The sequence below is a fragment of the Thermodesulfitimonas sp. genome (genome assembly GCF_052743955.1).
Map to the genome: position 1 here is coordinate 1 of NZ_JBRAIN010000047.1, position 13,672 is coordinate 13,672.

Below are 13,672 nucleotides of genomic sequence, written 5' to 3' on the forward strand. Positions count from 1 at the left end.
CCGCGAGGGCGGCCGCACGGTCGGCGCCGGTGTGGTGACCGGGGTCAAGGAGTAAGGTTGCCAAATTCCAGTGCCGCAAGAAACGCTTCAAGGGTTGCGCCATCGTAAGTTTACTGCTATAATGAATAGGGGTTTTTCACCGTAGAGAAAACTTTGCAGGTAGCTATTCCGCGATAGCTCAACGGTAGAGCATCCGGCTGTTAACCGGAGGGTTGCAGGTTCGAATCCTGCTCGCGGAGCCAATAAAGAAAAGAGAACCCGCGGAAAGGCGATTTTCGCGGGTTTTTTATTCTTGTGGGGTATGGTTCCTGATCCGTGCGGCGCTACCGGCACCGCTCCTGCAAAAGCTGGTTCCAGTAACGCTTCAGCCCTTCTTTGATGAGTCGCGCCCGCGCTTCGCCGATACCCTCCACGTCATCGAGTTCCTCGAGCGAAGCCTGGAGAATGCGGCTGAAATTACCAAAAGTGCGGACGATGTTTTCGATCACCGGCAGCGGAAGACGCGGCAGACGGCTGAGGATCCGGTAGCCGCGCGGTGAAACCCCTTGTTCTAGGATTCCTCCCCCGCCGGAATAGCCCAAAACACGCGCGATAAGTGAGAGATCTAGAAGGTCCTCCGAGGGCCAGCTGCTGATGATATCGAGAATATCCCGCGGTGTTTTTTCTTCAACGACCATATAGTCCTGAATTACTAGAAGCCCCTCATTCTCGATATTATTTACTAGTTCCTCGACCTGCATCACGATCAGGCGGCTCTCTTCGCCTAGTTCCGCGATATAATGTTCAATCTCCTTTACTACCCGCAAGGTCATCTCGGTGCGCTGGATAGCCTTTGTGACCTCAAAAAGCGTTACCGCGTCCTCAAACTCTAAAACTGTAAGGCTGACCATGGCCTGATTAAGCACCGCCCGGTACTTCTCCAAAGTCTGAACCGCCTGGTTGGCTTTAGCTAAGACCACCTCAAGGTCCCGCAGCATGTATTTCGTGGAACCTTTGTAAACTGTAATCACGTTGCGGCGCTGTGAAATTGAAATCACCAAGGCTCCCGTCTGCTTGGCGACCCGTTCCGCCGTACGGTGCCGGATACCCGTTTCGGTAGAGGGAATACTGAGGTCGGGAATGAGCTGGGTGTTGGCCGCTATGATCTTTTTGGCGTCCTCACTTAGGATAATGGCTCCGTCCATCTTAGCCAGCTCGTAGAGCCGGGCCGGAGAAAACTCGGCGTTAACCACAAACCCCCCCTCCGCAATCTCCCGTACCTTTTCGTTATCACCGACCACGATGAGGGCCCCGTTTTTTGAACGGAGGATGTACTCTAAACCTTCACGCAACGGCGTTCCGGGTGCTATTTGGCGTAAGATCCGTAGCAACTGTCTCTCCATTTTTTCTTTGCCAAATTCCTCCCGACCTCTAAACTACCCGCCTATAACCGCTCCTATTGCCGCAGCGAGGGTACTTACTTCCTCAATCTTGAGGTAATCTCTAGCCCCCTGTCCGGCAGCGATGACCGCGCGTTCGAACCCAAGCTTAGCCGCCTCCCGCAACCGCAGGTCCAGGGCGTTTACCGACCGAACCTCCCCCGTCAGCCCTACTTCGCCAATAACCACCGTCCCGGGTAAAACGGGGGCCTCCCGGTAACTCGATGCCACTGCTACCGCAACCGCCAAGTCAGCCGCCGGCTCTAAGACCTTCACTCCGCCCACCGCATTGATGTATATGTCGCAGCCCCCAAGCTTCAACCCCACCTTTTTATCGAGAACAGCAATAAGTAGGGCAGCTCGGTTCACGTCGAACCCCGCCGCCATCCGGCGCGGTACTCCGTAAGGGTTAGGGCAAACCAAGGCCTGAATCTCCACTAGTAATGGCCGTGTCCCTTGCAAAATAGGAACCACCACCGAACCCACCTTCGCCTCTTCTCTCTGCCCGATGAAGACCAGCGAAGGGTTCGAGACTTCCACCATACCTTCTGTCGTCATTTCAAAAATGCCGATCTCGTTCGTAGCCCCGAAGCGGTTCTTTACCCCCCGCAGGATACGGTAGTTATAATGCCGGTCGCCTTCGAGATAAAGGACCACGTCGACAAGGTGCTCTAGGAGACGCGGTCCGGCCAGAAGGCCCTCCTTAGTAACGTGGCCGATAAGGAAAACTGCCAGCTCGCGGTTTTTAGCCATTTGTTGAAACTCCGCCGCACACTCCCGCACCTGCGCTACGCTGCCCGGCACCGCCTCAACCCGCGGCGCCACCACTGTTTGGATCGAATCCACAATGAGGACACAAGGCTTAACCTGGTCGACATATTGACCAATCGCTTCCAGATCCGTTTCGGCCGCTATATAAACCTGTCCCCGCACTGCGCCCAAGCGTCTCGCCCGTAAGGAAACCTGCCGGACCGACTCCTCCCCCGTTACGTAAAGGACCGGCCCTTTCTCGCCAAGGGAGCAGGCAACCTGAAGGAGAAGCGTAGACTTACCGATCCCGGGATCGCCGCCAATCAGAATAAGTGAACCAGGAACGATCCCCCCACCGAGCACCCGGTCAAACTCGCCAATACCTACCGGCAGGCGAACTTCCTCCTCCGTAACGGCTGCTAGCGTTTGCAGGGGTGCGGCCGTCCGTTTTGCTCGTTGGGGCGAGGTCCCTTTTATACCCACAAATGAGTCCCAGCTACCACATGCCGGGCACCGGCCCAGCCAGCGGGGTGACTGGTAACCGCAAGCATTACAGCGAAATCCCGACCTATTCACGAGTTAGTAGGCACAGCTTCCCTTTAAAACGGACTTTTAATTTAAGTTTATCTCAATTTTCGGCATAAAAAAAGCCCCGCGTTAGCGGGACTTTTCGAAAAAACCCATTTCAATTTACACCTTACGAACGACGACGTTATCGTTTTCGGCATCAACTACAACCTTATCCCCTTTAGCAAAAGTGCCTTTTAGAAATTCCTCCGAGAGCCGGTCCTCCACCAACCGCTGGATGGTACGGCGTAGCGGTCGGGCACCAAACTTTTCGTCAATACCTTGTTTTGCCAGCAGCTCCTTTAAGCCGTTTCCAAACTCCACCGTAACATCCTGCTCTTGAAGGCGTTTAGCGACATCCTTGAGCATTAGATCGATAATCGCCCGAACGTGCTCCTCGGTCAGCGAATGGAAGACGATTATCTCGTCAATCCGGTTGAGAAACTCAGGCCGGAAGGTCCGCTGAAGCTCTCCCATAACCTTTTCCTTCATCGCCTCGTACGCCGCTTTCTGGTCGTCCGTAGCCCGGAAGCCAAGCGTTCCCTCCTTTTTCAACAGCCTGACGCCGACGTTCGAGGTCATAATGATTACCGTATTTTTAAAATCGACAGTGCGTCCCTTAGCGTCGGTAAGCCGCCCATCTTCCATTACTTGCAAGAGAATATTAAAGACATCCGGATGTGCCTTTTCAATTTCGTCCAGCAGGACTACAGTGTACGGCCGCCGTCTTACCGCTTCCGTGAGCTGCCCACCTTCCTCGTAGCCCACATATCCTGGCGGTGCACCAACCAGCCGTGAAACCGTATGGCGCTCCATATACTCAGACATGTCGATACGGACCATCGCATCCTCGTCACCAAAAAGGGTTTCAGCTAAGGCCTTGGCGAGCTCGGTTTTGCCAACACCCGTAGGCCCAAGAAAAATGAAACTGCCAATGGGCCGCCGTGGGTCCTTCAACCCCACCCGCGCCCGGCGGATAGCCCGCGCCACAGCGCTGACGGCCTCGTCCTGGCCGACCACCCGCTGGTGCAGGACCTCTTCGAGCTTCAAAAGTCGCTCGGTTTCCTCAACCTTAAGCTGCTTTACCGGAATGCCTGTCCAGCTCGCGACTATTTCCGCAATATCTTCCTCGGTCACCTCCAGCTTACCTTCCCCCTGCTTTTGCCGCCAGGCTTCACGTGCAGCCTCGATCTCGCTCCGCAGCCGTGCCTCCTGGTCCCGGAGCTGGGCAGCTTTTTCAAACTCCTGAGCGGTTACCGCCGCTTCCTTCTCCTTGCGAAGTTCCTCAAGCCGCTGCTCCATTTCCTTTACGTCTGGTGGCGGGGTGAATGCGCGGAGCCTTACCCGGGAAGCCGCTTCGTCGATTAGGTCAATCGCCTTATCCGGCAGGAAGCGGTCGGTAATGTACCGATCCGAAAGCTTAGCCGCCGCCTCGATAGCCCCATCAGTAATTCTTACCTTGTGGTGCGCCTCGTACCGGTCACGTAGACCTTTCAAAATGGCAATCGTCTCTTCGACCGTAGGCTCACCCACCATTACCGGCTGGAAGCGGCGCTCCAGTGCCGGATCTCGCTCAATGTGTTTACGGTACTCGTCGAGAGTCGTCGCCCCGATACACTGCATTTCACCTCGCGCCAGGGCAGGCTTCAAGATATTTGCCGCATCGATGGCTCCCTCGGCAGCACCAGCCCCAACGATCGTGTGCAGCTCATCGATAAAGACGATGACGTTCCCGGCACCCCTGATCTCGTCGAGAATTTTCTTTAAGCGATCCTCAAATTCACCCCGGTACTTTGTGCCAGCCACTACAGAAGCCAGGTCCAGCGCTACAACCCGCTTATCGAGCAGCACCTCGGGAACCTTGCCTGCTGCAATCCGCTGGGCCAGACCTTCAACGATAGCCGTTTTCCCAACACCGGGGTCACCGATTAGCACCGGGTTGTTCTTAGTCCGCCGGCTAAGGATCTGGATCACTCGCTCGATCTCCTGTTCGCGCCCGACAACAGGGTCAAGTCTATCCTCCCGCGCCAACCGGGTAAGATCCCGTCCGAACTGGTCAAGTACCGGAGTTTTCGAGGGCCCTTTTCCCGTTCCGGGCCCGGTACCGGCAGCCACACCCGCACCCAACACCTCCATCACCGCCGCCCGGAGACGGTCGAGCTCCACACCGAGCGCCGCCAGCGCCCGCGCCGCAACCCCTTCGCCTTCCCTTACCAGTCCCAGAAGCAGGTGCTCTGTCCCGATGTAACTGTGACCAAGCTGCCGTGCCTCATCAATAGCCAGCTCTATGACGCGCTTGGCCCGCGGGGTAAGGCTTACTTCCTGCACCAGAGGCCCCTGAACTCGTTCTACCAACTGCTCAACCTGCGCCCGGATCGCTTCAGCGCTAATGCCCATTTCTTTCAGCACCCGCGCCGCGACCCCCTCCCCTTCGCGCACCAAACCGAGCAGGATATGTTCGGTGCCGACGAAAGGATAGTTCATCAAGCGCGCCTCCTCCTGCGCTAACAGGAGGACTTTTTGGGCTCTTTGGGTAAATTTACCGAACATTTAAACCCCTCCCGTCTAGAATAATTTTCCTATTTTACCTGGCAAACTCTTTACCTGGCGCACTACCCACGCTGCTCACGCAGCCGTTCGCGTATGAGCCGCGCGCGCAGAACATCACGTTCGTAAGGTCTTAACTCCTTGCCAGCCATCTTCATCAGGAAAGCCGGCTGTGACAGCACCATTAACTCTGCAATAAGGGTGTACGAAATCCCTTTAAGCATTCCCATGGCGACACCAAAACGTAAGTTAGAAAGGTGTTTCATCGTTTCCTCAGAGCTGATAACCTGAGCGTACTGGAGAATCCCGAAGGACCGAAAAACTCTATCCTCGAGAACTTCCCGTTCTTTATGATAAAGCCCTTTCCGTGCTTCGCGCTCCTGGTTTACCAACCGGCGTACCAGAGCTTTAAGATTCCCGATTAACTCCTCCTCCCGCCGCCCAAGCGTGATCTGGTTGGAAACCTGGAAAAGGTCTCCCGCAGCCCGCGTTCCTTCACCATAAAGGCCACGTACGGTAAGTCCCAGTTTGCCAAGCCCTGAAACTACCTCTTCGATCATTTTGGTAGCCACCAGACCTGGCAGATGCAGCATCACTGAGGCTCGCAGCCCCGTGCCCACGTTGGTTGGGCACGCGGTAAGATAACCGAAATCCTCACTGAAGGCGTAATCGAGTGTAGCCTCAAGGGCATCGTCTGCCCGGGTGGCCAACTCCCAGCAATCGTCGAGCGCAAGCCCTGGGAGGAGACACTGGATGCGTAGGTGATCCTCTTCGTTAACCATGATGCTGAGCACCTCGTCTGGCCGCAAGGCCACCGCCTTTGCCGCTGCGTCCCCTTTAAGAAAATCAGGGCTCACCAAGTGCTTCGCCACCAAAACCTGCCTCTCCGTTAGCGTCAACTCGGCAAGGCGGGTAACGTCCAGTTGCCCAACTTTGGCTACTGTTTCCGGCCGGTCCACGGCAAGGCGTACCGCGTGCACGACCTCCTCCGCCTGCTCCCGGCTCATCCGGTGGGGAAAGGGATAGGCAGCAAGGTTGCGGGCGAGCCTTACCCGACTCGAAACCACTACGTCCGCGTCCGCCCCACCCTCTTCCATCCAGCGGCTGTGCGGATTCGTTAGCGTTTCTCTGATACCCATTCATTTCCCCCTCCCAGGCTCTTTTCCAGTTCCCGGATGCGGTCTCGAAGCTTGGCCGCTTTCTCAAACTCTTCCTTCCGTACGGCAATTTCAAGCTCCCGGCGCAACCGCACCAGTTCCTGTTTTACCCCAGAGATTTTACCGCCCCGGACTGGAACCTTACCTCTATGCTGCACTGTTCCGTGAATCCGGTGCAGCACCTGTTCTACCGTACCCCGAAATTCCGTATAACATTCGGCACAACCTAAGATACCCCGCCGCAGGAAATCTTCCTCCTTAAGACAACAGCGCGGGCACCGCCGGCCGGCAGCTACGGGGACTTCTGGCTCCGGTTCAAAAAGCCCTCCTAAAAAATCCTGAAATACAAACTGCGGCATACCCCCGAAGCCGGTTATCCCGGCTTCCCGCGCACACTCTTCGCAGAGGTGCATCTCCTGCTTTTTATTGTTGGTAATCTCGGTGTAATGCACCGTTGCCGGTTTTTTGCCGCAGCGATCACAAAGCAACCCCGCCACCTCCTCCTATTAAGTTCCGGGGCTTTACCCCGACCCCTCAGTTTTCACTCTATCCCTCGCGCCCGAAGAGAGCAGTCAACATCGCCCGGAGCAATACGGCACGAATCCGGTTGCGTAGCGGTAGCACCACCTCCTTCAACCCGCTGGAAACAACTTCCCGCATCAGATTCGCCTCCCGCCCGCTGATCAACCCCGCCGCCCGCAGTCGTTCAACCAGCGCCAGCGCCTGAATTTGCGATACCTCATTACCGCAAATCTTAAGCGCTTCATAAACAAGCGCGTCAGGGCTACCCGGCGGCAGCTTCGAAATCCGTAGGAAGCCTCCACCGCCGCGCCGGCTCTCAACGTAAAAACCGTGCCAGATGGTAAAGCGGGTGCTAAGCACATAGTTTATCTGTGCCGGCACGCAGCCAAAACGGAGGGCCAGCGCGTTACGGCGAACCTCAACCTGGCCGGTGGGGCTTTCCGCCAGTAACTCTTTAATGTACCGTTCGATCTCGTCAGCAAGTCTTCCCATAACCACCAGAAATTGTATGTTAATTTGACTTTAACTGATTTTAACTTTAAAATACAAAAGGCTGCGCCGAAATGCAACCCTCTTTAGAAGTGATTTTTACCGCTATCAAGTCTACTTAAACCAAAAGACAACATTAAATACTTAAAATATAAAAATTTCTCTCTACCCTACCGCATATCGCTATCACAATTCCCAACCACCCAATACTGCAGAAAGCTTCCCGGCACTAATCCTCAAAATTGCAGTTAATCTTTAATCGTTAACGCCTACTGGCAGGGCCCCAAATACCACGCACCCCACTTTCCATAAACCATTAGGAGAAGACCCCCTGGGACGGGCAGCATCTAGCGACGTTTGGCTGGGATGGTACGCAAGCGGGCCTGGTCTGTAAAGCGGAAAAGAAAAAGGTTCCCAAAAGCCGGGAACCCTTGATTTTTCTATGGTGCGGGTGAAGGGACTTGAACCCCCACGGGGAAACCCCACCAGATCCTAAGTCTGGCGCGTCTGCCGTTCCGCCACACCCGCGCATTAGCCTTCTCATGCTTATTATAAGCTTCCCCGGGGCTCGCCGTCAACGGACCAGCTCTGCTTTATGAACTGGCATAGCAGTGCTTCCCTGAAACAATTTACCTACTACAAGTTATCAGCTAGTCGCCTTAAGACCCGATTTGCGTGGCGAAAACGGTTTGTCCTTTAAGGTCGCTTTAAGATATAATCCTGAACAGCTACCGTCACAAAATACTTGCGGGTGGAGGAATAAAACCTTTGCGTACCTTTTATCTAACGGCTGCGTTGAGCCTTTTACTCGACCAGACTGCGAAAATACTGGTAGTAAATTATCTTCTTCACCCGGTGGTATTGTTACCAGGTCTGGTGGTGCTGCGCCGCGTGCAAAATCCCGGTGCCGCATTCGGGCTTTTCGCGCAGCGCAACCTTTTCCTGATTTTAGTTGGTCTCCTCCTTTCCTTTACCTTTCTTCTCGCGCACAACAGGCTTAGAGAAGCACCAGCCTTCTGGCGCACCGGCGCCGGCCTTATCCTCGGCGGCACACTCGGAAACCTTATCGACAGGCTACGCCTAGGGCACGTCGTTGACTTCGTTGATCTTGGTTTCTGGCCGGTCTTCAACATTGCCGACGTCGCGATTGCCTGCGGCATCGGGATAATTATCCTGAATCTGTTACGGGAGCGTCAATAATGGTTCTGGTTGAAAGGCTAATCGTGGAAGAAGAGGCGGGAACCCGCGTAGATCTTTACCTCGCCCGTGAGATTCCGGATATCAGCCGCTCGCGCTTCCAGCAGCTTATTAATGCCGGCCAGGTTTTGGTGAACAGCCGCACCGTCCGTCCCAGTTACCGCCTCCGCCCCGGAGACGAGATAAGCGTACACTTACCGCCGGCGGAAATCCCGCAAATTCTTCCGGAACCTATCCCGATAGAAATCGTTTACGAGGATCAAGACGTGCTCGTGGTCAACAAGCCCCGGGGGATGGTTGTTCATCCGGGGGCTGGACACTACCAAGGGACTCTGGTTAACGCCCTTCTTTACCACTGCACCGATCTATCCGGGATTAACGGGGTACTCCGCCCGGGAATCGTACACCGGCTGGATAAAGAAACCTCCGGGCTCCTGATGGTGGCCAAAACCGACGCGGCCCACCTTTCGCTGGCCACCCAGCTAAAGGAACGCCGTATCCTCCGGGAGTATATGGCACTTGTTTATGGCCAACCCAAGGAGGATGCGGGAAGCGTAATTGCTCCGATCGGCCGTCACCCCCGGGACCGCCAGAAGATGGCCGTAACCCCTGCCGGGAAAGAGGCAATCACCCATTATACAGTGGTAGAGCGGTTTGCTAGGTACACGCTGCTTAAGTTACGCCTTGCCACCGGACGGACCCACCAGATCCGCGTCCATCTGACCCATATCGGGCATCCGGTAGTCGGCGACCTGAAGTACGGCCCAGCACGTCCGCACCTTGGGCTTAGCGGGCAGTTCCTCCACGCCGGCGTGCTGGGATTTACGCACCCTACTACAGGAGAATTCCTTCGCCTTGAAGCACCGCTACCGCCGGAACTTGCCGCCGTGCTCGCCAGGATCCGCGAAGCAGAACTACCACCGGCATGAAACCTGCCGGAACACAAAATGCGTTACAAACGCTACGCCTCCGCCACATCGGCAACCATTACGATCGTATCCCCGCGTAAGCCCCGGCGTATGGCCTCAAGAGCCAGGACCTCGCCCGGAGAGATGTTCCCGAGATTCACCTCCGGGCCAACACGCTTAATGAGTTCTACCTGCTGCGACTTTTGGCGAACTCTCTTAGCCCCGTCTCCCGCTCAAAGGCAATCAGCGCTCCTGTCCGGGTACGCGCTAATTCTGCTACCGCCGTAGCCACTTGCCCTATGACCTGCTCGCCCTTCCCCCGTCCCGATTAACCGAAGAAGGGGAGCACCCCGACCAAGTCTTTCTAATACCCGTCTGATTTCGGGCTGAAAGATGATAACTACAGCCACAAAAGCAACCGTCCAGATCTTTTCCAGAATCCAGCTTAAGAGAGTTAGCCGCAACCAATGGGCAACCCCCGTAAGTGCGGCTAAGACCAGCAGCCCCTTTAGTAGCTGCACCGCGCTGGTCCCCCGGATTAAACTATAGATAGAATAGGCAATAAGTACAACGAGGGCTATATCTACTACGTTCAATACCAGACGGGGCGAAAACTCTCCGGGAAACATAGCAGCAACCTCCTTTCGGACATCCCATAGAAAACTTAAGCCGCGCCCTCACTTCCTAATAGGAGTTAGGGTTCGCGGCCTGATTCACTAGTTCCTGCTGTTTTCTATACCCTGCATTTCGGCTCGCCTAAACGGCGCCTTCCTTTTTCTTTTTCCGGTCAACCGTTACAATTAGCGGCTGCTCGCGCTTCAAAACTGTATCTTTGGAAACAACGCACTTAGTAACGTCGCCCCGCGAAGGGATATCGTACATTACGTTGAGCATAATCTCTTCGAGAATCGCCCGCAGGCCCCGGGCGCCGGTATTGCGCCGAATCGCTTCTTGGGCTATCGCCCGTAGCGCGTCCGGCTGGAACTCTAAAGTTACCCCATCAAGCTCAAAAAGTTTCTCGTACTGGCGGACCAAAGCGTTGCGCGGCTCGGTAAGGATCCGCACCAAATCATCTTCCGTGAGCGGGTCGAGCGTAACGATCACCGGCAGCCGGCCCACAAACTCCGGAATGAGCCCGAACTTCAGCAAGTCCTGCGGTAAAATCTGGCGTAAAATCTCACCAACGTTCTGGTCCTTACGAACCACAAGCTCTGCGCCGAAGCCCATCGTCTTCGCGCTCACCCGGTTCTGGATGATCTTAGTTATCCCCTCGAAAGCGCCGCCACAGATGAAAAGGATATTCGTCGTGTCGATCTGAATAAACTCCTGGTGGGGATGCTTTCGCCCACCCTGCGGCGGTACACTCGCTACTGTCCCTTCAAGAATTTTCAGCAGCGCCTGTTGCACACCCTCACCCGAAACGTCACGGGTGATCGAAGGGTTCTCGGATTTCCGCGCGATCTTATCGATCTCATCAATATAAACGATACCCTTTTCGGCCTTTTCAATGTCGTAATCGGCCGCCTGGATGAGTTTAAGAAGGATGTTCTCGACATCCTCACCCACGTAGCCAGCCTCAGTCAGCGAAGTGGCGTCCGCGATGGCGAAGGGTACGTTGAGCATCCGGGCCAAGGTCTGTGCCAATAACGTCTTGCCACAGCCCGTAGGCCCTAGCATCAGAATGTTGCTCTTCTGCAGCTCAACATCCTCAATCTTCCCACTCAGGTTAACCCGCTTGTAGTGGTTATAAACCGCCACCGAGAGGATCTTCTTGGCGTGCTCCTGCCCGATAACGTACTGGTCGAGAAACTCCTTGATCTCCCGTGGCGTCGGCACATCGCGTAACTCCGCGCTGAGATCCTCACTCAACTCCTCCTCGATAATCTCGTTGCAAAGCTCAATGCACTCGTCACAGATATAGACACCCGGGCCCGCTACTAACTTCTTAACCTGGTCCTGGTGTTTGCCGCAGAAAGAGCACTTCAGGTGCCCCTTATCGCTGTTAAACATAAAGAATCCACCTCGCTTAGAGCCTACTTCGGCTGTTTCTTCCGCATCGTGATTACTTCGTCGATGATCCCGTACTCCTTCGCCTGTTGGGCCGACATAAAGAAATCTCGCTCTGTATCTCGCTCCACTTTGTCAAACGGCTGCCCGGTGTGTTTTGCAAGAAGCTCATTGAGCACCCGCTTGGCGCGGAGTATCTCCCGCGCGTGAATCTCCACCTCAGTCGCCTGCCCCTGCACGCCACCGAGCGGCTGGTGGAGCATAATCCGGGCGCAAGGAAGCGCAAACCGCTTTCCTTTAGCCCCAGCAGCCAGCAGGAACGCCCCCATACTTGCGGCCTGCCCCAAACAAATTGTCGAAACGTCAGGCCGGATGTACTGCATCGTATCGTAGATCGCCATCCCTGCCGTAACCAGCCCACCCGGTGAGTTAATGTAAAGGTGGATATCCTTTTCCGGGTCCTCCGCCTCCAGAAAAAGCAGCTGCGCGATTACCAGGTTAGCAAGGTAATCGTCGATTGTCCCGCCAATAAAGATAATCCGGTCCTTAAGCAGCCGCGAGTATATATCATAAGCCCGCTCCCCGCGGTTTGTTTGTTCAACCACGATAGGTACCAATGTCGACATCTAACCACTCCTTTTTTATCATAAACCTTCCGCCTCCCCTTATTAAAGAGGCAAATTCAAGACGGATTTCCTACTAAGCCTTCGCCGTGGTACCGGCTTCTTTAGTTTCAGCTTCCGGTGCTGCAACCCCGGCAGCGGGCTCCGGGGCTTCTTCTTTTATTATCGCCTTTTCTACTAAAAACTCAACTGTTTTGTCACGGAGTAACTTTTGCCGTACCACTTCAAGCCGCCCGGTTGCCTCGAAGACCTTGCGTAACTCTGCTGGGTCATGCCGGTAAAGCGCAGCAAGTTTTTGTAATTCCGCCTCAATTTCCGTCTCGGTTACCTCAAGCCCTTCGGCTTTCGCTACCGCATCGAGGACTAACCGGGTCTTGATCGTCCGGACAGCGTCCCCGCGGAGCCGCTCCCGCATCTCCTCGGGAGTTGTATTCATGATTTCAAAGAAGCGCTCCCGCGAAACCCCACGACCCTCTACGGTAGCTACCATATCTTCAAGCATCTCTTCTACCTGATTTTCCACCATGGAAGGCGGCGGTTCCACTTTGGCGTTCTCTACCACCCGCGCCACCACTTCCTGGCGGAGGAGAAGATCAGCTTCGTTCGCCGCCGCTTCCTGCAACCGCCGGGCAACATCCGCTTCAAGCTCCTCGAGCGTATCAAACTCGCTCACTTCTTTAGCAAAATCATCGTTGAGCGGCATCAACTCTTTCCGGCGAAGCTCCCGCACCGTCACCTCAAAAACCGCCTCTTTGCCCGCCACTCTTTCGTCAGGGTAGTCGGCAGGAAGGGTAAATTTTACCTCTTTTGTTTCGCCGGTCCGCATCCCGATAACCGCCTCATCCAGCGCCGGGATAAGGTAACCGCGGCCCGCTTCGATTTCCCTGCCCTTTACCGCACTTCCCCGGAAAGCCTTGCCGTTAACGGTTCCTTTATAGTCTATTTTTATAATATCGCCGGTAGCCACAATTCCATCTTCTACCGTTGTCAGGGGGGCATAGCGGTTACGTAACCTTTCAAGTTCTGCCTCTATATCTTCCGAAGTTACTGGTTTTACTTTCTTTACGACTTCTATTCCCTGGTATTGTCCCAGCTCAACCTCCGGTTTAACCTCGACTTTAGCTTTAAAAACCAGCGGCTTTCCTTCCTCCGCCTGAATAACCTCTACCTCAGGCTGCGCTACCGGTTCGATCCCCGTATCCTTCACCGCTACCGGATAGGCTTCGCCCATCGTTAGCGCCGCGGCCTCGTTATACAGGGTTTCCTTGCCGATATACCGCTCTAAGATCACCCGTGGCACCCGGCCCTTCCGGAAACCCGGAATGATAACGTCTTTAGCAAGTTTACGGCAGGCGCGCTCCACCGCTTGACTGAAGCGCTCCGCCTCTACTTCTACCTCCAGGAGGACCGTACTGTTCGCCAACCGTTCTGCCGTAGCCCGCACCAAACTTACACCACTCCCTCAGCTTCTCTTATAGAATTATTAT

12 protein-coding genes, 2 tRNA genes and 1 pseudogene are annotated in these 13,672 nt (G+C 55.1%); 3 read left to right on the top strand and 12 right to left on the bottom strand.

The window, feature by feature from the left end:
- The first annotated feature begins 167 nt into the window (after nucleotides 1-167).
- A tRNA-Asn gene (locus ACUVTA_RS05460) sits at nucleotides 168-242 on the top strand.
- 81 nt (nucleotides 243-323) lie between these two features.
- Here the strand turns inward: ACUVTA_RS05460 and disA are convergent.
- From disA to ACUVTA_RS05495, 7 genes are all read right to left on the bottom strand, one after another.
- Nucleotides 324-1,382 (bottom strand): DNA integrity scanning diadenylate cyclase DisA, encoded by a 1,059-nt coding sequence (gene disA / locus ACUVTA_RS05465; RefSeq protein ID WP_445951964.1) that lies wholly within the window; start codon nucleotides 1,380-1,382, stop codon nucleotides 324-326.
- A gap of 33 nt (nucleotides 1,383-1,415) precedes the next feature.
- Nucleotides 1,416-2,744 (bottom strand): DNA repair protein RadA, encoded by a 1,329-nt coding sequence (gene radA / locus ACUVTA_RS05470; RefSeq protein WP_445951965.1) that lies wholly within the window; start codon nucleotides 2,742-2,744, stop codon nucleotides 1,416-1,418.
- Nucleotides 2,745-2,858: 114 nt separating this feature from the next.
- Nucleotides 2,859-5,285, bottom strand: coding sequence for an ATP-dependent Clp protease ATP-binding subunit (locus ACUVTA_RS05475; protein ID WP_445951966.1), 2,427 nt, complete (start codon nucleotides 5,283-5,285; stop codon nucleotides 2,859-2,861).
- 62 nt (nucleotides 5,286-5,347) lie between these two features.
- A complete protein-coding gene (locus tag ACUVTA_RS05480) occupies nucleotides 5,348-6,421 on the bottom strand; it encodes a protein arginine kinase (RefSeq protein ID WP_445951967.1) in 1,074 nt (357 codons plus the stop codon).
- The gene (locus ACUVTA_RS05485; RefSeq protein WP_445951968.1) at nucleotides 6,400-6,936 is read right to left on the bottom strand and encodes a UvrB/UvrC motif-containing protein; all 537 of its coding nucleotides are present in this window, start codon (nucleotides 6,934-6,936) and stop codon (nucleotides 6,400-6,402) included. Before ACUVTA_RS05485 ends, ACUVTA_RS05480 begins: the two co-directional genes overlap by 22 nt.
- 49 nt (nucleotides 6,937-6,985) lie before the next feature.
- Nucleotides 6,986-7,453 (bottom strand): CtsR family transcriptional regulator, encoded by a 468-nt coding sequence (locus ACUVTA_RS05490; RefSeq protein ID WP_445951969.1) that lies wholly within the window; start codon nucleotides 7,451-7,453, stop codon nucleotides 6,986-6,988.
- A 440-nt stretch (nucleotides 7,454-7,893) separates the two neighbouring features.
- Nucleotides 7,894-7,978, bottom strand: a tRNA-Leu gene (locus ACUVTA_RS05495).
- A 240-nt stretch (nucleotides 7,979-8,218) separates the two neighbouring features.
- Between ACUVTA_RS05495 and lspA the strand changes: the two genes are divergently transcribed.
- Entirely contained in the window at nucleotides 8,219-8,650 is a 432-nt protein-coding gene (gene lspA / locus ACUVTA_RS05500) for a signal peptidase II (RefSeq protein ID WP_445951970.1), read from the top strand.
- On the top strand, nucleotides 8,650-9,576 hold the full coding sequence (locus ACUVTA_RS05505) for an RluA family pseudouridine synthase (RefSeq protein ID WP_445951971.1): 927 nt from the start codon (nucleotides 8,650-8,652) through the stop codon (nucleotides 9,574-9,576). The genes lspA and ACUVTA_RS05505 overlap by 1 nt, the downstream gene beginning before the upstream one ends.
- 32 nt (nucleotides 9,577-9,608) lie before the next feature.
- On the opposite strand, the pseudogene ACUVTA_RS05510 reads toward ACUVTA_RS05505, so the two are convergent.
- From ACUVTA_RS05510 to tig, 5 genes and pseudogenes are all read right to left on the bottom strand, one after another.
- Nucleotides 9,609-9,752 (bottom strand): annotated as a pseudogene (locus tag ACUVTA_RS05510) (phosphosulfolactate synthase); the annotation flags it as partial.
- A 36-nt stretch (nucleotides 9,753-9,788) separates the two neighbouring features.
- Complete coding sequence (locus ACUVTA_RS05515; RefSeq protein WP_445951972.1) at nucleotides 9,789-10,184, bottom strand: hypothetical protein; 396 nt, start codon at nucleotides 10,182-10,184, stop codon at nucleotides 9,789-9,791.
- Between the two features lie 127 nt (nucleotides 10,185-10,311).
- Nucleotides 10,312-11,565, bottom strand: coding sequence for an ATP-dependent Clp protease ATP-binding subunit ClpX (gene clpX, locus ACUVTA_RS05520; RefSeq protein ID WP_445951973.1), 1,254 nt, complete (start codon nucleotides 11,563-11,565; stop codon nucleotides 10,312-10,314).
- 23 nt (nucleotides 11,566-11,588) lie between these two features.
- Nucleotides 11,589-12,188 (bottom strand): ATP-dependent Clp endopeptidase proteolytic subunit ClpP, encoded by a 600-nt coding sequence (clpP, locus tag ACUVTA_RS05525; protein ID WP_445951974.1) that lies wholly within the window; start codon nucleotides 12,186-12,188, stop codon nucleotides 11,589-11,591.
- Nucleotides 12,189-12,261: 73 nt separating this feature from the next.
- A complete protein-coding gene (tig, locus tag ACUVTA_RS05530; protein WP_445951975.1) occupies nucleotides 12,262-13,629 on the bottom strand; it encodes a trigger factor in 1,368 nt (455 codons plus the stop codon).
- Nucleotides 13,630-13,672: the final 43 nt, after the last annotated feature.

What these genes read in the sequence shown, in the direction of transcription:
- disA (WP_445951964.1), bottom strand. Translation starts at nt 1,382, where the DNA reads ATGGAGAGACAGTTGCTACGGATCTTACGCCAAATAGCACCCGGAACG.
- clpX (WP_445951973.1), bottom strand. Translation starts at nt 11,565, where the DNA reads ATGTTTAACAGCGATAAGGGGCACCTGAAGTGCTCTTTCTGCGGCAAA.
- ACUVTA_RS05480 (WP_445951967.1), bottom strand. Translation starts at nt 6,421, where the DNA reads ATGGGTATCAGAGAAACGCTAACGAATCCGCACAGCCGCTGGATGGAA.
- ACUVTA_RS05475 (WP_445951966.1), bottom strand. Translation starts at nt 5,285, where the DNA reads ATGTTCGGTAAATTTACCCAAAGAGCCCAAAAAGTCCTCCTGTTAGCG.
- ACUVTA_RS05505 (WP_445951971.1), top strand. Translation starts at nt 8,650, where the DNA reads ATGGTTCTGGTTGAAAGGCTAATCGTGGAAGAAGAGGCGGGAACCCGC.
- clpP (WP_445951974.1), bottom strand. Translation starts at nt 12,188, where the DNA reads ATGTCGACATTGGTACCTATCGTGGTTGAACAAACAAACCGCGGGGAG.
- ACUVTA_RS05490 (WP_445951969.1), bottom strand. Translation starts at nt 7,453, where the DNA reads ATGGGAAGACTTGCTGACGAGATCGAACGGTACATTAAAGAGTTACTG.
- ACUVTA_RS05515 (WP_445951972.1), bottom strand. Translation starts at nt 10,184, where the DNA reads ATGTTTCCCGGAGAGTTTTCGCCCCGTCTGGTATTGAACGTAGTAGAT.